Genomic DNA, 24,063 nt, shown 5'->3' with positions numbered 1-24,063 from the left:
ATTGACAGGTTGGGGATACGCATTTAGCATGATAGGCAATCATGTATTTGCGAACTACTCAACGAAAGAACAAAGACGGCTCGGTAACAAAATACTACCAGCTGGCCCATAACGAACGGCATCCGGTCACCGGTAAGGTGACTGCTAAAATTATCCACAGCTTCGGGCGGGCAGACCAGTTGGACCGTGAAGCCTTGGTGCGGTTATGCCGATCCGTTGCCAGAGTCTGCGGCGTCGAGGTTATTGATCCTCTGGACGGTGAAGTGCGCAAAGGCGGCTTACCGGAAGATGTCAAGATCCTCCGGACCGTCGATTTCGGTACAGTTAAAATCATCGAGGAACTGTGGGAGCAATACGGTATCGGCAAAATATTCAGGGAGGTTGCCAAAAAGAAGCAGGTTCCCTATGAAAAAGCCCTGCTTGCCATGGTTGCCAATCGACTGTGTACTCCGGAATCAAAACTTGGTGTTTGGGACAGGTGGCTTGAAACTGTATATCTGCCAGGGTGTGACAGCTTGCAACTGCATCACATGTATGAGGCCATGGACTTGCTCCATAGCCATTCGGATAAGGTAGAGCGGGAGATCTTTTACAATGTGGCCAACCTGCTGAACCTGACGGTGGATCTCATCTTCTATGATACCACTACAGCATCTTTTGCCATTGATTATGAGGATGAGGAAGGCCCGCGGCAGTATGGTCATACGAAAGAAGGGACATGGGCGCCTCAGGTCGTTGTCGCCCTGGCTGTTACTCGAGAGGGTATCCCTGTGAGAAGTTGGGTATTCCCCGGCAATACTGCTGACGTCAGTACTGTCGAGACCATAAAAAGCGATCTTCGAGGGTGGAATCTTGGCAGGGCGCTGTTCGTTGCTGATTCCGGGATGAACTCCGAAGGGAATCGAAAGGAACTGGCTAAGGCCTGCGGCACATATCTGCTTGCCACCAGGATGGCCAGTGTCAAGGAGGTTAAGGAAACAGTTCTTTCGCAGCCAGGTCGTTACAGGGAATTCTCTGAAAATCTTCATGCCAAAGAGGTGAACCTCGCCAACGGCAAGCGATATATCGTCTGTTATAATCCGTCGGAGGCCAGACGGCAGGCCACCCACCGAGAAAAAATTGTTGCCATGCTTGAATGGGAACTCAAGCAGCACAAAGACAAGAGTGCAACCAGGAAATGGGCTATAGCCCTGTTGGGTTCTCGAAGGTACAAAAGATACCTGACCATAACTGAGAAGGGCACCGTCCGGATCGACCGTAAAGCCATAAAGGCTCCGGCAAAGTATGATGGCAAGTGGGTACTGGAAACCAACGACATCCACCTGAGCCTTGAGGATGCGGCCTATGGTTACCGTGGCCTGATGGTCATTGAGCGGTGCTTCCGCTCACTTAAGCGTACGCAGATCAAAATGATGCCAATGTACCATTGGGCTGAAAGGCGAATAGAAGCCCATGTAAAAATATGTGTGTTGGCACTATTCGTAGAGCGGATAGCGGAGCTGAAATGCAAAAAACCCTGGTCACAGATTAGACGGGTTGCGTCTAAAATACAGGCAACGGAGTTCGCCACACCAGATCACAGTTTTTACCAATTAAATGAGCTACCCAAGGGGGCGGAGTCCATACTAAGCTGCCTTGCAATTGACCGACTTCACACGGTTTTCGGCATAAAAATTGTTAAAAACGGTACTGCAATAACGTAGGCACACGCGAAAAACAGCGTCCTTTGCCAAGGCCCGCGGGAGCAGGCTTAGCGCCGAGGTGTTGATTTTGAATTTTAAACCCCAGTTTGACAAGTGAAAAGCAATAACTGGTAGAAATGGTTGTATCGTCGTTCAGCGCCGCGTCAGAATACAAGCAGGAGGGGCTTCATCCTTCAGCATGTTTCGCGTTCGTCTGCTGGCCCTGACAAGGCATTATATGCCTGAATTAATTTCAATACAACAGGCTGCTTTGCTGAATCATAGAGATGATGATCAATTGATTGTATAGGCAGTACCCCCAGGGATGTGCCCGTCAAAAAACAACCATCCATTTCATCCAGTTCACCCATGTCGACGCTTTTATACTGCACTTGCAAACCAAGTTTTTTGCCGAGGGTGATCACATTTTTAAATGTGATCCCAGTCAATATTGTATCGAGTGGTGCACTGTAGAGAGTGTTGTTTTTTAAAAAAAGCAAATTTGAACTACTTCCTTCTATTATTTTATTATTTTTATTGATTAAAAGTACTTCAAAAAAAGTGTTATTCTTAATTTGTGCAATATATTTTTTGTAATCCATGTCCAGGTGCTTTACCGTTGGGTTGCTTCGCTCTAACTTAACCGCAGTCGTTGCCACACCTGTCTGGTACAATTCTCTTTCAGGATAATGACTTTCAATAAAATAGAGTTGGTAATTATCTTGCTCAATGTCCAGTTTGATGTTTTTGTCAAGCGTTGGATGCACTGATACAAGGGTCAGCAGTTGTTTTTGTATATCTTCTGTGTCGACTTTAAATCCGACCCTGTCAAGGGAATGCTCTAAGCGTTCTATGTGGTCTTCTAAAAAGAGAATATGTCCCTGGATGACCCGCATTACCTCGTATATAATGGTATCGCTTTTTAGTTGATGAAATGTCGCAGAGGGGAGAATGCGGCCATTGTGTATATAGTGTGTACCAATATTTTTATACATAATTAAGAGGGCTTGTCGGCTATTTTACCTTATTGCTTACCACACAGGTTGGGCTTCAAGTGATTCCCCCCCCTCATCCGTTGCACACCTGCTGATAACTCGTGCACATTTGAGGTTGTTCAGCCTACGGTATGAAGGAGCGCAACCAGCAACCTGCAATGTGCTTTGGTTGCTTCCCCCGATCAACAGCAAGGCTGTAATGTGATGGTGGAGCGGAATACAATACGTGATCGTACCAGTGTCCAGGTTATACTGTCCATTTATATGTCGTCTACGGAGTAGTCATCACCAAATACTTTCTTGCCGATGGACAGCCTAAACTCCTCGGACGGCATTTCAGATTCTTCTCCCGGCCAAATTATTGCTTTGCTGATGCAACGCTCAGGATTGGCACCTCCATCCTCACGGCAGATATCGCACTCGAAATCCGCATCCACCTTCTTTCCGGAGACCATGATCATCTCTCCCATGGGGTACCCTTCGGTTGAGACCGCACAGGCTCTGATACATCCGCAATCGAGTTCGAACAGAACCGTGCCGACTGCATCGGGACTGGTTTTTCCCATATAGGTCATGATGCTGTCTATCGCCTTGTTTCGGGCCTCCTCCATTTCCTTGAGCTGGGCATTCAGCTCTTGTATGTACTCTTTACCGCTCTTTGGAGCGATGGCCGTCTGTGCATCGCGGATAATCTGTTTTTTCACCTCCTCCTCAACCATAGCTGTGCTCCAATCCGGGTGCTTCTTTTTCAGCGAGTCAGCCTGTTTCTGCCATTTTTTTAACAGCTCTGCAGAGTTGCTATCAATTTCATGCCCCAAATTCCCCTCGTGCATAATTCACCGTTCCTTACCAGAATGTTTCAGGCCATCTTGCATTCTTCAAGATTACCTCAATGTACACTGTTGATTGTTTCCGTCTCCCAGGACCTCTCGATAGAGGAACCTGACTGACACAATTGCAAAACATCATCTTACTGGTTTATTGGTGTAGGTCAATACCTCTCTCTTGACATACTCTGTGCCGGCACAAAGTCTGCCTTTGCCCACGTCTCTGTTCTTAAGTGAAAAAACCGCACGTGACAGGAATAAAGACATAGGGGAAAAAAACGGCTATCCTGACACCGGTGCACAGGAGGGTGGTGGTGGGTCGTCGTTCCCTGGTCATTCCACCCTCACAATAGAGTTGCACCTTTAGAGGTCAATCGATAAGTCGAGCGCTTTTCCCTGACATGTTCGATGATTCCCTCATTGACCATTTCCGCGAGTATTTCTTCCAATGCAACAAGTTCTTTTTTACTGAGGGTTGGCAGAAAATCATCATAAAGCCACGCAACAGACAGCGCATCACCTGCTCTAGCCTGCTGCCTGCCGAATTGCTCAAAAAATTCTTGCTTGATGGAGAGTTTAATTACTTCCCTGTGCGTTCCCATCGGTACCTCTTTAGTCTCTGTAACGCTATGTGATCGATGTGTGCCTCTCTTAAGTGTAAACATTGTGTGTAAAGAAAGGAACATAGCAAGACTGAGGAACGCGAAGGTGGGGGTTGAGGGTCCTTTTAACTCGCCGGTGAGGGGTGAGGATGCTTACCTTTTGGCCAAGGTGGTGTTTAAAACCAAGATTTATGTTTGCGCGGGTTTTCCTCACGATGCAATAAAGGAGGAGAGTATAACGTGGGCGCCAAAAAAGGTAATAGTGTCAGTTTTGTCCTTTATTTTGGTAGTATTCCCGAGAAACCGGCCAGCACCTGAAGGAGATACTCCATATCCTTTACCGTATGGCTTGCCGAAACCTGTAGCCGTATTTCCTCTTCCCCTTTAGGCACCACCGGATAGTTGAGCCCTGTTGCCAGCACATTGTGTTCAAATAGGTGGTGCACGAGGTCAGCGGTTTTTGCTGTGTCTCGGATAAGCAGGGGCACGATCGGGTGATCGCTCCGAATGGTTTCGATACCAAGATGCCCCAGTCCCTCCCTGAGGCGCGTGGCCAGGTTACGTATCTTTTGCAGCAGCCCAAGCCCCTCCTCACTGTTGAGGATACGGAGAGCTGCCAAGGCGGCGGCTGCCTCCGCAGGAGTAATGGGGTTAGAATAGATGTAGAATGGGGAGGTTTCCCTGAGGAAATCTACCACCGTCTGGCTGGAGACCACATACCCGCCATTTACTCCCATGGCCTTGCCCAGGGTGGCAATGTACAGATCCGCCCTTGCCCCGGTGTACTCCACTGTGCCGCGACCGGTTTTGCCAAAGGCCCCTACACCATGGGAATCGTCGACCACGGTTATGATCCCTTCCTGGTAGCCGTTTTCATACTGTTGACACAAGGCCGTGATTGCATCCAGCGGTGCATGATCGCCGCGCATACTGAAGATGCCGTCGGTCACCACTACCACCCTTTGGCAGCTTCCCTGATTGGTTTCCAGCAGGGTGGCAAGCGCATTCATATCCAGGTGCGGGTAGAGCGCTTTTTTCATCGGCTGGGCAAGTCGAATGCCATTGATGATGCAGTTGTGATTGAGGCTGTCGCTGATAACCAGGGTTTGCGGTGTGATAAGCTGGGGTAAAATACCGGTTACCGCAGCATAGGCACAGCTGAAAAGCATCCCTGCCTGGCGACCGTGAAAATCTGCGAGTGCCGTTTCCAGCTCATGGTGTATTCCATAGGTACCGCTGATAAAGCGTACAGCTCCAGGACCGCAACCAAACTGCTCGGCAGCCGTTTTCTCGGCCTCGATCACTTGTGGATGGGATGCCAGCCCGAGATAACTGTTGGCATTCATGCGTAAAAAGAGACGTTCAGTTGTTCCTGCCAGCATGTATCGGGGGCCAAGGCCATTACGAGGTGGTTCAATACCAACAATAGTCTGCTCATTTCCTTTGCGTACCCCTTTGCTGTCCAATAGCGCTAACTGCTCGGTAAACATCGGCTCGATATGCTGTAGGGACATTCGCTGCTTCCGTCAAGTGGAGGTGTGTGTGGATAGTTTGTCCAGCATTTCCTGTACCATTGCTGCCAGATCATATTGAGGCGTCCATTGCCACTCCCTGCGGGCAGCGCTGTCATCCATTTGGCTCGGCCAGGAATCGGCAATAGCCTGTCGTACCGGATCAACAGTGTAGCTGATGGTGAAGCCTGGGATGTGTTTTTTTATTTCCTCGGCAAGTTGTTGCGGAGTGAAACTCATTGCAGTGATGTTAAAGCCGTTGCGGTGGGTAAGAAGTGCGGGATCGCTCTCCATTATCTTGTGGATTGCTGCAAGTGCATCGGGCATGTACATCATATCGAGCCGGGTATCGGGCCGCAGGTAACAGTCATACCGCTGCTCCTGCAGAGCGGCATAAAAGATGTGCACCGCGTAATCGGTCGTGCCTCCCCCGGGCATTGCCTTGTGCGAGATCAGGCCGGGAAAGCGCACACCACGCGTATCAACGCCAAAACGCTGGTAGGAGTAATCGCATAACAGCTCACCAGAGACCTTGGTAATCCCGTAAATGGTGTTGGGCCGTTGAATGGTGTCCTGAGGGGTATTGTCAGGAGGGGTCGATGGACCGAACGCGGCGATGGAGCTGGGAAAAAAGACGGCACATTGCCGACGGCGGGCTATGTCCAGGACGTTGATCAAGCCGTTCATGTTGATGTCCCAGGCGCGTTGCGGCTGGGACTCTGCGGTGGCAGAAAGCAGGGAAACCAAATGAATGATCGTGTCCACCCCGTTGGCTGCCACGATGGCGTCCAGCCCTTGGCTGTCGCGGATATCCACGGAAAAATAGAGCCCTGCCGACTTGAGCAGGGGGGCAGGTTGACGTCTATGCCCAACAGCAACAACATACTCGTCGCCGTACTTTTCGCGTAAAAAGGGCGTCAGTTCAGTACCTATCTGGCCGGTGGCACCGGTGAGCAGTATCCGCTTCATCTGTAGGCCGTTGCCTCTTCCGGTTTAAGGGGGGGAGAGAAAATACCAACGTTACAGTGTGCGCCGGAGAAACCTTATGGGAGCTTCCCCCTGTGTCTGCATAAAAGTATACCGTATGGCCTGGTACAAAGCAAATGCAGCACCCTTTTCGTTTCTCCTTGTAACGTTTTTTTCATTGACATCTCGAGAAAAACAGAGAGATAATGGAAGGAGAGGGAGGAGAATCCCATGGCATCGTATCCTGTTATCCGCAACTGCTCCTACTGCCTGGCCCATGTCCCGGAATTAATTCGTTACGGTTCAAAACCACGGAGGGAAATCGCCAGAAATCCGGCGGTGGCGCAGCACATGGCCCAGCACCTTCGTACCTATGCCCAGGCGGTCAACTATCCCCCCAACCAGACCTTTCTTGGTAACACCACCCCCGAGGAGTTGGCTCGGATCCCTCGGCCCTGGTATCAATTTTCCGGTATTGATATAGAAAACACAGAAAAATCAATCGGTACCTTCGGTGAGATTATTGACCAGGAATTGTTTCTGGCTCTGCTTAAAGCTGCAGATATCCTCACGCCCTCCCTTTTTCAGACCGATGATCGCTGGGCCGAGGTCCTCAAATCCCGACTCGACAATCATTCCCTGTTTGGCCCTTTGCCTGACCACTCCTATAGCCATACCGAAAAAAACCGGGCCGGTGAGCTGTCATCCCGGGCGCTGGCGATCCAGCATCAGGGGATCCTGTACGGCTCTTTTCACGGGGATGAACGAGCCGAGGGGCTGGATGATGAAAATCTGGCCGCTCATGATCTGCTGGAGAACCTGTGCACCAAGGCGAGCGGCGCCCTTGCCTTGAAATGGCTGCTGTACAGGGAAGGTATTGGTGCCGACCAGGTTGATTTCGTGATCAGCTGCGGCGAGGAGGCCTGCGGGGATCGTTACCAGCGGGGTGGAGGCGGTATGGCCAAGGCCATTGGTGAGATGAGCGGCTGTGTGAACGCTTCCGGGGTGGATGTGAAAAATTTTTGCGCTGCACCGGCTTCCGCCATAGTTATGGCTGGTTCGCTGGTGCAGGCCGGGGTGTATGATCGTATTGTCGTTGTAGGGGGTGGTTCGCTGGCCAAACTTGGGATGAAATTTGAACCCTTTATCGAACACGGGAGGCTAATTCTGGAGGATTGTCTCGCCTCTATGGCCTTTCTGATCACCCGTGATGACGGCGCCAGTCCTGTGGTGCGGATCGAACCGGGTGCTGTGGGCAAGGTGCCCATTGGTGCCAGTACTTCGGAGGAGTCGGTCTATCGCTCGTACCTGCTGGAACCGCTGCGTAGTCTCGGTTTGCGTTTTACCGATATCGACAAGTATGCCACTGAGCTGCATAATCCGGAGATAACCGAGTTTTCCGGATCAGGTGATGTGGTGAGGAAGAACTATCGCAAAATTGCAGCCATGGCCGTCCTCTCCCATGCTCTGGAAAAAGAGGAGATGGAAGACTGGATTGAGGCCGTCGGCATGCCCGGCTTCGCCCCCACCCAGGGGCATATACCGTCGGCGGTTCCCTACGTGGGACATGCCATGGAAGCCATGCGCACCGGGACAGTGAAGCGGGTGATGTTTCTGGCCAAGGCCAGTATTTTTCTTAACCGGTGCACCAATCTGTTTGACGGGGTGTCCTTCATCCTGGAGCGTAATCCGCAGCCCACGGGAGGACAGGTCTCAGGGGATGAACATCTTGAGGAGGAAGTTTATCAACGGGTTGTATAATCTGCTCACTGTCTATTGCTTCGATTAATCTCATGGAGGCGGTTATGTTACAAGGCAAGAAAGTAATCGTATTCGGCGAACGGGATGACATTACGGCTACTACGGTCACGACCTGTCTCAAAGCAGCCGGTGCTGAGGTGGTGTATGAGAATACCGCCTGTTTTGTCTGAACATCGGCAGGCGCTGCAGGTCTTGCAGAACAGGAAGAGGTGAAAAAAGTGGCAGAAGAGCAGGGAACCGACGATCTGCTGGTGGTCTTCGGCCTCAATCAACCCGCCACCCTGGAGATCATGGCCCGTACCTTTCATGACGGGGACCCCAGCTATGCCGGAGCCCTTGGCGGGGTGGCATTAGGATTGAAAAGCTATCATATTCTGGAGTTCAAACAGGATATTCCCCCTGCGGTTTGGGAGGAGCAGATGGCCATGCACGAGTTGGAAATGGAGGAGACGCTGTGGGCGGAGATCCACCGTATTCTGAAGCAGTCCCGCGGGGAATAGTCCGGTCAGGTCACCGGACCGGAGCGGCCAACTCCATGCAACGCGGCCCTGCCGCCTCACTCGAAAACGGTTTGCTCTTCTATGGGCGTCTGCAGGGCATGGAGGGCTTTTTCCACCAATGCTCTTCGCAGTGCTTTCTCTTCTTCAGGCGGCTTGTCCGGGTTGCCGAATGGATGGGGAATGGCGATGGTCGGCACAATCCTGTTGCCGCCCACCGTCAGTGAGATCGGAACGATGGAGCATGCATGCACCACGGTGATGCCTGCTCGCTCTATTTCTTTGACCATCGTTGCACCGCAACGAGTACAGGTCCCTCAGGTCGAGGTAAGTATTGCTGCCTGTACACCATCCGCCACCAGGATTTTGGCGATCTGCTGTCCGTACTTCCTGGCATTTTCCACTGAGGTGGCATTGCCCACAGTTGCATAATAGTATTCATGCAGGGAGCCAATGCTTCCCTGCTCGACCAGTTCCCGGACCACATCCAGCGGCAGGACACGGTTGGGGTCTTCGTTGGCGTAGGTGGGGTCGTATCCTCCATGGGCGGTCTGGTGGGTCTGTGCGCTCAAAGCCTGCAACCCTTTAAGCGAATAGGTACCGAAACGTTGGGCATTGGCGGCTTCTATCCTATCGGGGTTGCCTTTGGGCACAATCCCTCCTGAGGTGACCAGAGCCAGCCTGGCCTGACGCATATCCGCAATGGGCGGTGCAGGTTCCGCCCGATCAAAGACCGGCATCGGATATTCGGTGGTATAGGGCTCTCCATGAATACGCGCCAAAAGCATGGTGACCGCCCGCCGGGCTCCGGTTTCCGAGGTGAACACATTTTTTCGTCTTCCCTGGGGAAGATAGCCATCTTCCTCCGGCCATACCGCCTCCTTGTGTACCAACTTAAGGCCCAGGGGGATCATGCTGCGGACTGCCTCGATCATGCCCATGACATTATCGCTGGTCCGGGTAATGTAGGTGTGTAGTCGGTAGAGCTCAACTGCCGGATTGTCCGGGTGCATGCCGGTCACCGCTGGCAGATCCAATGTTTCCTGTACGGCCTGGCAAATCGCTCCGCAGGCGAGGCCATAGCGTCCTGCGCTGAATGTGGGACCGGCAACCAGCAGATCCGGCCTGTTCTGCGTGCAGTAAGGTGTAAGCAGACTGAGGATTTCACTGATAGCGGTTTCGCTGTTTTCTGCAACATAGTTGTCGCCAAAGAGCAGGGTGGCTATAATCTCAACCTCAGGAAACTCGTTTTGTATCAATACCCCAGGGCCTTTAGGGCCGGAAACCAGTGAAGGGGGAGTGTCGGCCTGTTCCTCGCCCCCTATGCCGCTGAAAAATTGGTTGAGGCAATGAATGATTCTGTACCGGGGTGACATGTTCAGACCTCCCTGCATCGTAGGGTTTGCCAGCCAAGCTCGTTGGTCGCGCCGATTATAGCCTGTAGTTCGACTTCCAGGCTGCCGTCATCATGGAGGCTGTGCGGGTAAGCACCGGCAAGTTTGCTCAGATCGCTTACAGGGCCAAGGAGCTGTTGCAACGGAGGCAGGAGGATCCGTTCATTGGCATTGCCGACTGAAATCGTGGCTATTGCCTCAGGAGCGGCATCTGCCAACGACTGCGATCCACCGTTAGGACCGGCGAATTCGTCAGTCAGGGCAACGGTCGGGATACCTGCCTTCTCTAATCCGCGGACGAGCAGCATGTGGTCGGTATCCGGGTTGCCAAATCCCTCTTTACTTATAAGTGCGCCATCCGCATTAAGGGTCTGCACCAGCTTAACCGCTTTTTTTGCTGATGTTTTTTTCGCCTCCAGGCTTACCGGTTCGTTGGTCAACACCACTCCTGCCAAACAGAGCCGTTGCTGATGCTGGGGCAGCAGTTCCTGGAGCACCGGGTTGTTCTGGTGGTGGTAGGTGGTATTCTTATCGCAGGCGCTGACACAGTTTCCCGAGGTAATCGCCCCATCCAGCAGAAGGGTATGGTCAAGGAGCCGAGGGAGGCCCTTTTGGGCATTCACTCCGAGTACATAGGTGTCGTGCAGCAGGCCTTGGCTAAGCAGCATGTACACATAGACAATGCGCGGCAGGGAAGAGGGGAGAGCCGTAGCATCAATGGGTAAGTGGGAGTGTATCGCTTTAGGCTTGGCTTCCCTGGAAGCTGAGGCCAGGAGAGTTGCGGCCTTCAGTCCGGTTTGACGGACAACCTCCTCATGCTCGTGAGGGGACAAACCTGGTACAACTGTGATATCCAGGACAACGTTGAGCGTTTGTGAAAACGGGGTGTGGACACTTCCCGGGCCGCTCATATCAATAATACCCTCCTGAAAACCGACGATTTTACCACAGGTCACGACCGCAACATTTTTCAGGATATGGGTTCGGCCTGATCCTGGTTGGGTGTCTGTAACCTTGTATCGTGGCTCAATAACATCTTTGATGCAGAGAATTCGGGTGGAATCCCCGGGCCTGGTGATGTGGACACCGATGGCATCGATACGTTTTTCCGTTGATTTGAGCGAATTTTTCAGGGATTCCCGGTGAATAACCAGCGTTGATCCCTGTATAGCGGTTTTTCTGCCGAAAACCACGTCCTCAATCTCGAAATATGCCAGCTCCAGTGTCATGGTCGCATCTCCGTGGCAACAGTTAGCTTACAGGAGGAGAGATCCCTGCTGAATCGCAATGCTCTGTGCTCTTGTATACCTCTATTTTATCACATTGTCGGGCTGATGGAGGTATTTTTTTATAGAGGAGGTGCATGGTTGCTGACGCGAGATGATAAAGCGCCACCACGCTGTAACAGTGGCAGGGTATTCAGATCCGTTCCAGTACCGCTGCCACGGCCTCGCCTCCCCCTATACAGAGGGTCACCACGCCAAACTGTTCTTCTCTTCTTTCCATTTCGCGGAGAAGGGTCGCAACCAGCCTGCCGCCACTGGCGCCAATAGGGTGGCCGATGGCAACTGCCCCGCCATTGACATTGACCCGTCCGGGATCAATGCCCAGCATTTCAATGGTCAGCAAGGCCACTGCGGCAAAGGCCTCGTTAATTTCGAATAACCCGATTCGATCCATGGTCAGGCCGGCTTTTTTCACCGCTTTCTGCACCGCATCAACATCAGCCTCCGGAAACAGCGAGGGATGATGACTGGAGGTGGCTGAAGCTACCAGCCTGGCCCTGGGCTGCAACCCATAGGTATCAACAGCTCTCTGGCCGGCGAGAAGAGCCAGGGCAGCACCGTCACTGATGGTGGAGGAGTTGCCTGCGGTAATGGTGCCGTCAGGGCGAAACACCGGCGGCAGCAAGGAAAATTTTTCGAAATCGCACCGCCATGGTTCTTCATCATCACCAACAAGTGTCTTGCCTTTTGGAGTCTCCCTGACAACCGGAACGATTTCATCAGCAAAGAGATGACGTTCAAGGGCTTGCTGGGCTAACCGGTAAGATCGCAGGGCAAAAGCATCCTGCATGTCACGGGTAATGTCGTGGGTGGAGAGCCAGTCCTCGGTGATCTCGCCCATGGATTTTCCGCTATACGCATCCTGGAGACCGTCATGCAGGGTAAGATCCAGAGTGGTGGCGTGTCCGAAACGATACCCATTCCTTGCTCTGGGCAGAGCGTAGGGGGCCAACGACATGCTTTCCATCCCGCCTGCTATGACCAACTCTGCCTCTTCTGCCCTGATGCTGTTGGCAGCAAGCAGCATGGATACCAAGCCGCTCCCGCACACCTTATTGATGGTCATGGCATGGATGTGATCAGGGAGTCCGCCCAGACGCATGGCTTGCCGTGCCGGAGCCTGCCCAACGCCTCCCTGCAGGACCTGGCCGATAAGGATTTCGTTCACTGCGGGAGGAGGAAGTCGGGTGCGTTCCAGCAAGTCCTTGATCACCGCTGCCGCAAGCTCTGGAGCCGGTGTATCCGAGAGGGCGCCGAGAAAGCTGCCAAAGGGAGTGCGCAGGGCATCGATGATGAAAATTTCTTTGTGCGGGGTGGCCATAACTGTATACCTCCGGTGTTGCGCCGCTTCCATTTTATCTCGGTAATTATCCATCGGCTGTGCAGTGTCTGTCTTATAGTATAAACAGGTAACTATGCACTGGGAAAAGAAAAGGATCAGTCCTATGGCTACTGTTGGAAAGATGATGGTTATCGGGGCAGGTCAGATGGGCAGGGGGATTGCCCAGGTGGCAGGCGTTGCCGGGTTGCATGTGGTGTTGATGGACCTGCAGTTAGAACTTGCCAAGCAAGGGCTGGAGGGTATTCGGCATAATCTTGAGCGGTCGGCAGAAAAGGGACAGATGAGCGGTCAGCAGGTTGGCACGGTGCTGCAGCGCTTCCATATCACTGATGATCTCGGTTACTGCCGCCGAGCGGATTTTGTCGTTGAGGCAGCCGGTGAAAAGCTCCAGATCAAACAGGATATTTTTCGCTTTCTTGGAGGAGCAACCGACAACAGTACCATCCTGGCAACCAACACCTCGTCCCTTTCCATCACCCAAATCGGCGCCGCAGCCAACTGTGCGCACCGGGTGATCGGCATGCATTTCATGAACCCGGTGCCCAAGATGCAGCTGGTGGAGGTCGTCAGGGGCCTTGCTACCGCGGAAGCAACCTGCACCGTCACGGTTGAGCTGGCACGTCGGCTGGGGAAAAAACCGGTAATGGTCAATGATTCACCCGGGTTTGTATCGAACCGCCTGCTGATGCCGATGATCAATGAAGCTATCTTTGCCCTCTATGAGGGGGTGGCTGACGCGAAAACGATTGATGCGGTCATGCAGCTTGGCATGAACCATCCCATGGGGCCGCTCGCCCTGGCTGACCTGATCGGGTTTGGATACCTGCCTGTCGATCATGGAGATACTGTACACCGGTTTTCATGATCCAAAATACCGTCCCTGTCCGTTGCTGGTCAAGATGGTTGCTGCCGGGTTAATCGGCTGCAAGAGCGGCAAGGGGTTTTATGAGTATTCATCCTGAGAGAACCGTATCACCTTTCTGAAAAACAGGAGCCGACATGCACTCAATTTCGGGATTAGGTTTCCCCTTAGGTGAGCAGGCAGAAAACCTGCGGGCAGCACTGCGGGAATTAGTCCGCAGGGAGATAGCTCCACGAGCAGCAGAGATAGACGCCCAGGGATGCTGCCCGCCTGCATTATGGAAACAAATCGGCAAAATGGGACTCTTTGGCGTGGCGGTTCCCAAACGATATGGCGGCCTGGGCATGGGGTATCGGGCGCAGGTGATGGCAGTGGAGGAACTCAGCAGAGGGTCGGCGTCAATGGGGCTTGTCTATGGTGTCCATTCGGGTCTGTGTGTGCATCATATCTTTCTGCATGGGACAGAAGAACAACGAAGACGGTTTCTGCCACCCATGATTGATGGGGAATGGGTAGGCGCCCTGGCCATGAGCGAGAAGGATGCCGGTTCCAATGTTGCTGCGATGAAACTTCGCGCAACCAGGACCGAAGGCGGGTTTTTCCTCAACGGGTCAAAAATGTGGATCACCAACGGTCCGACGGCGGATGTGGTAATTGTGTATGCCAAGACAAGCCCGGAAAAAGGCGCCATGGGGATTACCTGCTTTCTCGTGCCGGAGAGTACTCCCGGACTCCAGGCTGGACCTCCACTGGATAAACTGGGCATGGCAGCTTCTCCGACCAGCGCCCTGCATTTTGAGCAGTGCCTGGTGCCCGAGAAAAATATCCTGGGAGCTGTGGACCGGGGCATAGAGCTGCTGATGAGCGGACTTGATCTGGAACGGCTCATTCTTGCCGGCGGACCGCTGGGGATCATGGGCGCCTGTATGGACCTGGTGCTGCCCTACGTGCACAAGCGTAAACAGTTCGGTCAACCCATTGGCGAGTTTCAGCTCATGCAGGGAAAGCTGGCCGATATGTATACCACCTGGAACGCCGCCCGCTCCTATGTGTACACGGTAGCTGCCACGGCTGATGCAGGGGAAGATATTCGGAAGGATGGCACCGGTGCTATCCTGTTTGCTGCCGAGCGTGCTACCTGGATGGCCCTGGAAGCCATCCAGTGCCTGGGAGGCAGGGGGTATCTTACCAGTTCCCCGGCCGGAAGACTGCTGCGGGATGCGAAAGTCTACGAAATAGCTGCTGGTACCACCGAGATACGGCGAATGGTGGTCGGGGGCCGATTGGTAGAGGAGATGGGATGAATCTCGTGTTGGAGGAATCATACTTCGCCCCTGGAAAAAAGAGCACCATTCATTGCTTCTGACAGGTGATAAGTTTGCTTTTGCCGGAAGGCGTATGCGACAGGGTGACGGTGGTGAATATCTTCTGGTAAGGGGAGAGATCCTGCTGGATAAATTCGTTAGCATCAGCTGAGCCCATGGTCCGTAATCGCAGGTTAAACAGCATCCGTACGAGAGGATTTCGCGGAACTTCATGCTCCATAATCAATACTTTTCCACCCGGCTTTACCACGCGCTGCATTTCCATGAGGGCATCTGTTCTCCCCTGACCTTTCAATTCGTAGAGGGCGTGGGAACAGCTTACCAGATCAAAACAATTATCGCTGTAGGGGAGATGTGCAGCATCGCCTTGAACAAGTGCGACCTGTCGGGCTGCATCCTTTTTCCTGACCTGACGCAACATGCCCATGGAAAAATCATACCCCAGGGTCAGCGCATTGGAGTATTTTTCAGCAAACGCCAGGATGACTGATCCTGTTCCACAGCAGACATCCAGTATCCTGGTTTGCTTTGAGTTCTCGACCTGGACGGAATCGACAAGATAGCTGCGCGTCTCATGGCCTTGACGACCGGAATGAATCTGTATAAACAGGTCATAAAAGGAGGCAAAAACATTGTAATATCGTTGACGACCGGTTCGTAGCTTCGGCATGATTCACCCCCCCGCAAAGGGCAGAAGTGGGGCAATTGTTCAAAAACAACCAGCGTGTTGCACGGGGATAGCTGACTGCCCCGGGCAGATCTCGACCGTCGGTTGCGTCGCAAAAGGAGAAAAGGTGAATTTCTCCACATTCCATGTCAACCAAGACTTATATAACAGTAACACTGTGCGACCTTGTCGCCATGCGTGCAGAACTTGTTTATTGGGGTAAGGGGGGCACAGGTGCTTTCAGTTGGCCAGGAATTTCCATCGGCCCCTCGGGCGGTCGCGGATGCACTCGAGGCGCACGCGAGACGAATTTACATGCATCCCAGTCCGATCCCGGCCCTTCCCAGGTTCGCATAACCTTGTATCCATCACCGCACAGCCCAGAAACCCTGCACATGGCGCATTCCGGATTAGCTTCGCACCATTCAACGCAGGCCCGCCGATTTCTTTCCGATGCTTGATCGGCCAGGTTCATCATCGCAGTCCCTGAACTGGTATTGGGGGCGATTCCCTGGGCCTGGCCGGATGCACCGGTTACCCGGTCAGCATGACTCTCAGCGGCTTTGATGGTTTGAGATGGACCTGCACCAGAGGCAAGAGCGGCCATGGACAATATGAGCAGGCAAAAAAGGAGTAGACACGCTACAGGTTGGAAATTCGATCTGTTCATTGAGCCACCTCCACAGTGTATATCACTCTTTAGGGTGAGAACTGCCCGCAAGGATGTTAACTCTGTTTGGCTTTACTGGAAAATTCTTTGGTATATACTTAAGTATACGCGATAATTTTAAGGATGGTCAAGGTCACAACGTGGCGTTTTAAAGCTTTTTTTAAGCCATGTAAAAAAGAGTGACAAGACCCCGTTACATGGCAGGACGTTCTGTTTGAATATTCCAGCCTATGGCATGGCACGTTGAGCAGCGTATGATGTAAAAGAAGCAGAAAAAAATGCAGAGTTCACCAGGTGATAGGCACTGGAGAGGAAAAGGGCAGCCTTGAGCCGTTTTCATTGAAAATAACATTCAAAAAACGTGTAAAAAAAGTTAATTAAAATCTATAGGTGAACCAAATTATCAACTTTTTTTTCGCGCCGGACCAAGCATGTGGATACTGCTCCCATGGTACAGTGACGCCGCCTCGGCCAGTGTCTCGGACAGGGTAGGGTGGGGGTGAAGGCTCCAGGCAAGATCCTCTGCAAGGGCACCCATCTCTATGGCCAGAACAGCTTCGGTGATCAGGTTTTCAGCTTCGCGACCGCTGATTCCACAGCCGAGGATTCGTCCGCTATGGGGCGCGACCAGCAGCTTGGTCAGTCCGCCTGTTGACCGCAGGGTGAGCGCACGACCTGAATATTTCCAGGGAAAACGCCGGACAGTAAAGGGAATCTGTTCTTTGGTAGCCTTTTCTTCGGTCAATCCGCACCAGGCGATTTGCGGGTCTGTATAGACTACAGCCGGCAGGGCGGCGACATCGTATGCTGATGGCTTACCGGCAATGACTTCCGCGGCTACTTTTCCCTGAAGATTGGCTTTGTGGGCCAGCAACTCCCCCCCGGTTACATCGCCCACCGCAAAAATGTGTGATACCGCAGTCCGTTGTTGAGCATCCACTGGTATGCTGCCGTCAGCTGCGGGCTCAAGAGGAATGTGTTTAAGTCCAAGCTGGCCGCTGTTTGGTTGTCGTCCAGCGGCAATCAGCACCCTGTCCACTTGTTGCTTGGCAACCACACCCTCTTGTTCAAGTGTTACTTGAACATTCGCCTCTATTACTCTGAGTTTCTTTACTTCTGTCAACATGTGAATAGATGAAAACTCTTTGTGCAGCTGGGCGGAAAGCGGTTCGACCAGGTCCCGGTCGACTCCGGACAAAAGTCGGTCGCCACCTTCGACCAGGTGCACCTGACTGCCCAGACGCGCGTAGAGCGTCCCGAGTTCCAGGCCGATATATCCGCCGCCTATGATCAACAGCCTCCGGGGAATGTCCTGTAGGGCCAGCGCGCCGGTGGAGTCAATAATTCGACCGCCCGGCGTGCAATGAATATTGGGAGGATATGTGGGGATTGAACCGGTGGCAAGGATGGCGTACTGAAATCTGATACGACGTACGGAGGCATCTTCGAGGCGCAGCGTGTGCGCATCTTCAAAACGGGCCGTCCCAGCTATGGTTTGGACGCCGTGACGTCTGCACAGGTCCTCTAAACCGGACGCCATGACATCAATAACCTTCGTCTTCCAGACGTTGAGAGCCTGTACGTCGATCTCCGGTCGTGAAAAGCGAATGCCCATCGATGCCGCGCTTTGTGCATCATAGAGCAGCTGGGCGAGGACGAGAAGCGCTTTTGAGGGAAGGCACCCTTGATAAAGACATACACCCCCAGGACGTGAAACCGGGTCAACCACAGTGACGTCACACCCCAGAGCCGCAGCACGGAACGCTGCCGCGTACCCACCTGGTCCGCTACCGATTACCACAACCTCCGTCTCTACCACCAACTCACCCATGACCATCGTGTTCCACCTTTTTAAATCATGGTGATGAGGAGCTCATCAGGATCCTGCAACCCATCCATAACCACCTGTAAAAACCTGATTGCATCTGCGCCGTCCACAACACGATGATCAAAACAGAGCATTATCGGCATGATCAGCCGGGCTTTGATGGAATAATCTCCGCTTGCGCTGGTAACGATCGTGGGCTGCATCCGCCCCTGTCCCATGCCGAGAATAGCCACCTCGGGATAATGTATAATCGGTGAAAAAAAACCGCCGCCTATAGCACCTGCGTTGGTTATTGTAAATGTTCCGCCCTGCAATTCATCACGAGCAGCGGTACGAGCTCTACACCTGCCAACGCGTTCATGAAACTCTATGGCCAGCTCTTTAATACTTTTGCGATCAATGTCCCTGATGACCGGCACCATCAAACCGTGTTCAGTATCCACTGCCACTCCGACGTGAAAGTAGTGTTTTATGATGATCTCGCCTGCCTCCGGATCAAGGCTTGCGTTGAAAAAGGGGAATTGCTTGAGGGCTGTTACTACGGCTTTGAGCGCAAAGACCGTGATGGTCAACCTGCCGCCTGCCTGCTCGACCTCCGTTTTATGTCGCTGGCGAAAGGCCTCCAGTTCGCTGATGTCTACGGTATCCTGACAGGTTACATGCGGTATCCGGGACCAGGACTGCATCATCCGGGCGGCCGTGGCTTTGCGGATGGAACGAAAAGGATGCCGTTCGATTGGGCCCCATTGAGAGAAATCGGGAAGGCTTTCCTTTGTGACGGTGACTTTGGATTCTGCAGGAGGGGCAGGGGCTTTGTCCATGTGTCCGGTCGACTGAGAAGTAGATTGGACAAAAGACTTGACATCTTGAGCTGTTACGACACCTCCAGGTCCTGTGGGGGGCACGAGGCGTAGGTCAATACCCGACTCTCTGGCCAGTCTTCGGGTAGCAGGGGAGGCGGGGACCCTTGGTGGCAGAGGACGGTGACTGGTATCGCTGTGGCTGGCAGAGGTGTCGCTGTCCCTGCTGTCGACGGGGGAAGCTGCCGACGGTTCACCACCAAAGACGATCATGACATCGCCGACTGTGACCATATCTCCCTCGTTTACAACCACTTGCGCCACAGTTTCGCTAACCGGCGAAGGAATTTCCACCACAGCTTTGTCGGTTTCCACTTCCAGTATGGTCTCACCTTCCTTTACGGGCTGACCAGCGGATACCGGTATGGACAACACCTCTGCTTCATGGATGCCTTCGCCCAGATCCGGCATGGTGAATGAGTATCTTTGCATGGGATATTCCTTCAACAGTAGCTGATACGGCTAATAGGCCTGCACCTCTCGCGCCCTGGCGCTCCTGCCTAAAGCAGCGCACCGCATGCTCTACATGCTCATGACTTTTCTAACAGCATCAACAATTCTTCTTACACCCGGCAGGTAGTGTTTTTCTCTACTGAAATAGGGAATGATGATGTCATAGCCTGTTACACGTTCAATTGGGGCTTCTAAATAATAGAAAGCATCCTCCAATAACCTGGCAACTATTTCGGCCCCAGGGCCAAAACTGCGCGGGGCTTCATGAACCACTACTGCCCGTCCAGTTTTTTTTACCGAAGCGGCGAGCAGGGTTGCATCAAGCGGTGATAACGTCAGTAAATCGATAATTTCTGGCGTGATGCCTTCTCTCGCCAGCATCTCGGCTGCCTCCAGGCTCGGACGTATCATGGCGCCGTATGCGATGATGGTCACATCAGTGCCTTGGCGAACAACCTGTGGTTTGCCCGGTGCAATCACTTCCTCTGCTTCAGGTACTTCTTCACGAAAAGTACGATAGAGGACCTTTGGTTCGTAAAAGATTACCGGGTCCGGATCGCGAATAGCGCCGACCAGCAAGGCTCTTGCGTTTCTTGGCCCGGAAGGGATGATCATTTTGATCCCGGGAGTATGGGCCCAGTAGGCTTCTCTGCTTTCCGAATGGTGCTCCAAAGCGCGGACACCACCACCATAGGGTGCGCGTAGAACCATGGGGACGGTGAATCTCCCCTGAGTGCGCCACCGAAATCTAGCTGCATGGTTTTCTATCTGGTGAAAATTCTGATAGGTGAATCCGGAAAATTGTATTTCGCAGACCGGTTTCAGGCCATAGATAGCCAGCCCAATGGACATGCCCACGATGGCTGATTCAGCCAGGGGCGTGTCTATCACCCGTTGGTCGCCAAAAATCTCTACCAGTCCGTCTGTTACCCGAAAGACACCGCCATTGAGCCCGACATCTTCACCGAGAATAATAACATCTTCATCCCGTTCCATTTCCTGGCGAAGGGCAAGATTCAGCGCCTGGACCATTGTCATTTTAGTCACCGGATTGCTCCTTATCCGCAGAGGATAGTTGCTGTGCCAGTTCCTGTTTCTGTCTAACGGTGTAGGGCGGCAGCTCCGCATACAGGTGTTCGAACATATCCAGTGGATCGCCTATCTGCTGCATCTGCTGCTCAGACAGTTCAACAGCTGCTTGGATTTCCGCCTGCGTATCATTAGCGATATCCTGGACCAACTGCTCGCTTAGTACGCCTTTGTCAAGCAGGTAGGTGGTAAACCGGGGGAGGGGATCCTTACTTTGCCACTCGCTCACTTCCCCTTCAGAACGGTATTTGGAGGGGTCGTCGGCGGTGGTGTGCATCATGAGCCGGTAGGTAACACACTCAATAAGGGTAGGACCGTTGCCTTTTCTCGCCCTCTCAACGGCGTCGCGGACGGCCACATATACGGCCAGCAGATCGTTGCCGTCAACCTGTACGCCCGGCATACCATAGGCAATCGCTTTCTGGGCAATGGTGGGGGAACGGGTCTGTTTGGAAAGAGGGATGGAGATGGCCCATTGATTGTTTTGACAGATGAAGATGGTCGGTGTCTGAAAAACAGCGGCAAAATTGAGTCCTTCGTGAAAGTCGCCTTCCGAGGTGGCGCCATCTCCAAAAAAAGACATAACAATTTCATTGGTCTGTTTGTAATGGGCTGCCCATCCCAGGCCGACCGCATGGAGAACCTGTGATCCGACTGGAATAGCTGTCGGTAGATTGTTCAGTGTTGCAGGGATGTGCAACCCTTCGTTATACCCATTATAGTAGAGCAGCACCTGGACCAATGACCTGCCACGCCAAAGTTCGGCAACCGTCTCACGAAAAGAGGGGACCAGCCAGTCACGGGCACCAAGGTGAACAACAGCGCCCAACTGGGCCGCCTCCTGTCCAGTAATTGGTGGAAAAGTGCCGACCCTCCCTTGTCGCTGCAGATCGAGCATTTTTTCATCAAACCTGCGGCTCAGTATCATGACGCGATAAAGTCGGAGCAGGAGGTCGTCGCTTATTTCCGGTTCCAGGTCAGGATCCACCTTTCCCTGATGATCTAATATAGAGATATATTCAATATGATCAGCAATCGGCAGGCGTTTACGTGGCATATATCCGGCTCCTGTGCTGTGACGTAACCGAAAAAATATTTCTCTGTCGCCGGGAAAGTAGGTGCATCGGAAAAGTACCAGGTGAAGGTGTATTCACCTGTTCGCTGCACAGTTGTACATATAAAAAATACGCACGATGAAGGGGAATATCAACGCTTCCTCTGTTGAGGCACGGCCTATATCCGCCACCTGGAAAGAGAACCAATGAAAAAAATCACCTCTGCAAATGGGAAAAAATGCTGTAGCGCTTTTTTTCGATATCATTGTTTTTGTGTTTGGATTATATTATAGCCGTCAACCGGATATGCGGTACGAACTGCAAAGAAGGAGAGAAAAGAAATAAAAAAGGTTGACTGCAAGGCGGAAGTAAGGTAGTTTCCCGCTCCGTTGCTTGACGAAACATCGACAAGCAAAACGAGCCCCGGCTTTCACCAGGGGTTCACGCAGAACATACCGTATATCAACTGGATATGCGTCGGCCATGGATGCCATGGTTTTGATCTTTGACAACTGAACAGTAATAACAAGCGGGCCAATTGATTTTGGTTTTTTTGAAGTTTGTAAGTCCAATCGTTAGTGATTGAGCAGAAGATATTAAACTGGAGAGTTTGATTCTGGCTCAGAACGAACGCTGGCGGCGTGCTTAACACATGCAAGTCGAACGCGAACGTCTTCTTCGGAAGACTAGTAGAGTGGCGCACGGGTGAGTAACGCGTAGATAACCTGTCCTTATGTCTGGGATAACCCACCGAAAGGTGGACTAATACCGGATGTGCTTGTTTTTCATAAGTGTAATAAGCAAAGGTGGCCTCTGATATAAGCTACTGCATGAGGAGGGGTCTGCGTACCATTAGCTAGTTGGTGGGGTAATGGCCTACCAAGGCATCGATGGTTAGCGGGTCTGAGAGGATGATCCGTCACACTGGCACTGAAACACGGGCCAGACTCCTACGGGAGGCAGCAGTGAGGAATATTGCGCAATGGGGGAAACCCTGACGCAGCGACGCCGCGTGAGTGAGGAAGGCTTTCGGGTCGTAAAGCTCTGTCAAAAGGGAAGAAATGCGTAGCAGTTAATACCTGTTATGTTTGACGGTACCTTTAAAGGAAGCACCGGCTAACTCCGTGCCAGCAGCCGCGGTAATACGGAGGGTGCAAGCGTTGTTCGGAATTACTGGGCGTAAAGGGCGCGCAGGCGGCATGGTAAGTCAGATGTGAAAGCCCACGGCTTAACCGTGGAAGTGCATTTGAAACTGCCAAGCTTGAGTATCAGAGGGGAAAGTGGAATTCCTGGTGTAGAGGTGAAATTCGTAGATATCAGGAGGAATACCGGTGGCGAAGGCGACTTTCTGGCTGAATACTGACGCTGAGGCGCGAAAGCGTGGGGAGCAAACAGGATTAGATACCCTGGTAGTCCACGCCGTAAACGATGTGAACTAGGTGTAGGAGGTGTTGATCCCTTCTGTGCCGCAGCCAACGCATTAAGTTCACCGCCTGGGGAGTACGGTCGCAAGATTAAAACTCAAAGAAATTGACGGGGGCCCGCACAAGCGGTGGAGTATGTGGTTTAATTCGATGCAACGCGAAGAACCTTACCTGGTCTTGACATCCCGAGAATTTTCTGGAAACAGAAAAGTGCCTTCATTAGAAGGAACTTGGTGACAGGTGCTGCATGGCTGTCGTCAGCTCGTGTCGTGAGATGTTGGGTTAAGTCCCGCAACGAGCGCAACCCTTACCTTTAGTTGCTAGCAGTTCGGCTGCGCACTCTAAAGGGACTGCCGGTGTCAAACCGGAGGAAGGTGGGGATGACGTCAAGTCCTCATGGCCTTTATGACCAGGGCTACACACGTACTACAATGGCCGGTACAAAGGGCAGCCACTTCGCGAGAAGGCGCAAATCCCGAAAAGCCGGTCTCAGTCCGGATTGGAGTCTGCAACTCGACTCCATGAAGTCGGAATCGCTAGTAATCGTGGATCAGCATGCCACGGTGAATACGTTCCCGGGCCTTGTACACACCGCCCGTCACACCACGGGAGTCGGTTGTACCAGAAGCAGTTGAGCTAACTTTCAGAGGCAGGCTGCCAAGGTATGGCTGGTAACTGGGGTGAAGTCGTAACAAGGTAGCCCTAGGGGAACCTGGGGCTGGATCACCTCCTTTATAAGGAAAGATACAGAGGTTACTCTGTATGGGATCAACCCTGCTTGGATATTACTGTTCGGTTTTGAGAGATTAAACTGAAACGTGCCCTACTGTGGCAAGTTTATAGATCTTTGACAATTGAATAGCAGGGTATCTAAATCGTAGTACCCTTCCGTATTCGCGAGTGAGTTTTCGGACTTCAGCGATTTTTTTATCTACGGGGAGGTACGTACTACAAAAGCGTTTAGAAG

General features: G+C 52.5%; 18 protein-coding genes, 1 rRNA gene and 1 pseudogene. 6 read left to right on the top strand and 14 right to left on the bottom strand.

Annotated features, from left to right (window positions below):
• The first annotated feature begins 41 nt into the window (after nucleotides 1-41).
• Entirely contained in the window at nucleotides 42-1,703 is a 1,662-nt protein-coding gene (locus ACZ52Z_RS04205; protein ID WP_464269505.1) for an IS1634 family transposase, read from the top strand.
• A gap of 173 nt (nucleotides 1,704-1,876) precedes the next feature.
• Here ACZ52Z_RS04205 and ACZ52Z_RS04200 read toward each other — a convergent pair whose 3' ends face one another.
• The 5 genes from ACZ52Z_RS04200 to ACZ52Z_RS04180 form a co-directional block, all read right to left on the bottom strand.
• Nucleotides 1,877-2,677, bottom strand: a complete 801-nt coding sequence (locus ACZ52Z_RS04200) for an aminotransferase class IV (RefSeq protein WP_464269504.1) — start codon at nucleotides 2,675-2,677, stop codon at nucleotides 1,877-1,879.
• Between the two features lie 260 nt (nucleotides 2,678-2,937).
• Entirely contained in the window at nucleotides 2,938-3,510 is a 573-nt protein-coding gene (locus ACZ52Z_RS04195) for a hypothetical protein (RefSeq protein WP_464269503.1), read from the bottom strand.
• A gap of 338 nt (nucleotides 3,511-3,848) precedes the next feature.
• Nucleotides 3,849-4,106 carry a hypothetical protein gene (locus ACZ52Z_RS04190; protein ID WP_464269502.1) on the bottom strand — a complete coding sequence of 86 codons (258 nt, stop codon included), beginning with the start codon at nucleotides 4,104-4,106 and terminating at the stop codon, nucleotides 3,849-3,851.
• A 278-nt stretch (nucleotides 4,107-4,384) separates the two neighbouring features.
• A complete protein-coding gene (locus ACZ52Z_RS04185) occupies nucleotides 4,385-5,620 on the bottom strand; it encodes an aminotransferase class I/II-fold pyridoxal phosphate-dependent enzyme (RefSeq protein WP_464269501.1) in 1,236 nt (411 codons plus the stop codon).
• A 12-nt stretch (nucleotides 5,621-5,632) separates the two neighbouring features.
• Nucleotides 5,633-6,586 carry an NAD-dependent epimerase/dehydratase family protein gene (locus tag ACZ52Z_RS04180; protein WP_464269500.1) on the bottom strand — a complete coding sequence of 318 codons (954 nt, stop codon included), beginning with the start codon at nucleotides 6,584-6,586 and terminating at the stop codon, nucleotides 5,633-5,635.
• 228 nt (nucleotides 6,587-6,814) lie between these two features.
• On the opposite strand from ACZ52Z_RS04180, the gene grdC reads away from it, so the two are divergent.
• The gene (grdC, locus tag ACZ52Z_RS04175) at nucleotides 6,815-8,344 is read left to right on the top strand and encodes a glycine/sarcosine/betaine reductase complex component C subunit beta (protein ID WP_464269499.1); all 1,530 of its coding nucleotides are present in this window, start codon (nucleotides 6,815-6,817) and stop codon (nucleotides 8,342-8,344) included.
• Nucleotides 8,345-8,376: 32 nt separating this feature from the next.
• Nucleotides 8,377-8,844, top strand: a complete 468-nt coding sequence (gene grdA, locus ACZ52Z_RS04170) for a glycine/sarcosine/betaine reductase complex selenoprotein A (RefSeq protein ID WP_464269498.1) — start codon at nucleotides 8,377-8,379, stop codon at nucleotides 8,842-8,844.
• A 56-nt stretch (nucleotides 8,845-8,900) separates the two neighbouring features.
• Here grdA and ACZ52Z_RS04165 read toward each other — a convergent pair whose 3' ends face one another.
• The 3 genes from ACZ52Z_RS04165 to ACZ52Z_RS04155 form a co-directional block, all read right to left on the bottom strand.
• Nucleotides 8,901-10,217 carry a glycine/betaine/sarcosine/D-proline family reductase selenoprotein B gene (locus tag ACZ52Z_RS04165; protein WP_464269497.1) on the bottom strand — a complete coding sequence of 439 codons (1,317 nt, stop codon included), beginning with the start codon at nucleotides 10,215-10,217 and terminating at the stop codon, nucleotides 8,901-8,903.
• A gap of 2 nt (nucleotides 10,218-10,219) precedes the next feature.
• Nucleotides 10,220-11,464, bottom strand: a complete 1,245-nt coding sequence (locus tag ACZ52Z_RS04160) for a glycine/sarcosine/betaine reductase component B subunit (protein ID WP_464269496.1) — start codon at nucleotides 11,462-11,464, stop codon at nucleotides 10,220-10,222.
• A gap of 190 nt (nucleotides 11,465-11,654) precedes the next feature.
• Nucleotides 11,655-12,842 (bottom strand): thiolase family protein, encoded by a 1,188-nt coding sequence (locus tag ACZ52Z_RS04155; protein ID WP_464270755.1) that lies wholly within the window; start codon nucleotides 12,840-12,842, stop codon nucleotides 11,655-11,657.
• Between the two features lie 124 nt (nucleotides 12,843-12,966).
• Here ACZ52Z_RS04155 and ACZ52Z_RS04150 point away from each other — a divergent pair.
• Both ACZ52Z_RS04150 and ACZ52Z_RS04145 read left to right on the top strand, forming a co-directional pair.
• Nucleotides 12,967-13,825, top strand: a pseudogene (locus ACZ52Z_RS04150) (3-hydroxyacyl-CoA dehydrogenase NAD-binding domain-containing protein).
• A 37-nt stretch (nucleotides 13,826-13,862) separates the two neighbouring features.
• Nucleotides 13,863-15,029, top strand: a complete 1,167-nt coding sequence (locus ACZ52Z_RS04145; RefSeq protein ID WP_464269495.1) for an acyl-CoA dehydrogenase family protein — start codon at nucleotides 13,863-13,865, stop codon at nucleotides 15,027-15,029.
• 49 nt (nucleotides 15,030-15,078) lie between these two features.
• On the opposite strand, the gene ACZ52Z_RS04140 is transcribed toward ACZ52Z_RS04145, so the two are convergent.
• The 6 genes from ACZ52Z_RS04140 to pdhA form a co-directional block, all read right to left on the bottom strand.
• Nucleotides 15,079-15,720 (bottom strand): class I SAM-dependent methyltransferase, encoded by a 642-nt coding sequence (locus ACZ52Z_RS04140; RefSeq protein WP_464269494.1) that lies wholly within the window; start codon nucleotides 15,718-15,720, stop codon nucleotides 15,079-15,081.
• A 208-nt stretch (nucleotides 15,721-15,928) separates the two neighbouring features.
• Nucleotides 15,929-16,387, bottom strand: a complete 459-nt coding sequence (locus ACZ52Z_RS04135; RefSeq protein WP_464269493.1) for a hypothetical protein — start codon at nucleotides 16,385-16,387, stop codon at nucleotides 15,929-15,931.
• Nucleotides 16,388-16,790: 403 nt separating this feature from the next.
• Nucleotides 16,791-18,224 (bottom strand): dihydrolipoyl dehydrogenase, encoded by a 1,434-nt coding sequence (lpdA, locus tag ACZ52Z_RS04130; protein ID WP_464269492.1) that lies wholly within the window; start codon nucleotides 18,222-18,224, stop codon nucleotides 16,791-16,793.
• Between the two features lie 14 nt (nucleotides 18,225-18,238).
• Nucleotides 18,239-19,507 (bottom strand): dihydrolipoamide acetyltransferase family protein, encoded by a 1,269-nt coding sequence (locus tag ACZ52Z_RS04125; RefSeq protein ID WP_464269491.1) that lies wholly within the window; start codon nucleotides 19,505-19,507, stop codon nucleotides 18,239-18,241.
• A gap of 90 nt (nucleotides 19,508-19,597) precedes the next feature.
• Entirely contained in the window at nucleotides 19,598-20,566 is a 969-nt protein-coding gene (locus ACZ52Z_RS04120; RefSeq protein ID WP_464270754.1) for an alpha-ketoacid dehydrogenase subunit beta, read from the bottom strand.
• A 1-nt stretch (nucleotide 20,567) separates the two neighbouring features.
• Nucleotides 20,568-21,674, bottom strand: coding sequence for a pyruvate dehydrogenase (acetyl-transferring) E1 component subunit alpha (gene pdhA, locus ACZ52Z_RS04115; protein ID WP_464269490.1), 1,107 nt, complete (start codon nucleotides 21,672-21,674; stop codon nucleotides 20,568-20,570).
• A 596-nt stretch (nucleotides 21,675-22,270) separates the two neighbouring features.
• On the opposite strand from pdhA, the gene ACZ52Z_RS04110 reads away from it, so the two are divergent.
• A 16S ribosomal RNA gene (locus tag ACZ52Z_RS04110) occupies nucleotides 22,271-23,830 on the top strand.
• Nucleotides 23,831-24,063 lie beyond the last annotated feature (233 nt).

The organism is Desulfogranum aggregans, assembly GCF_055398265.1.
This window is presented reverse-complemented; position numbering and strand designations above follow the sequence as displayed.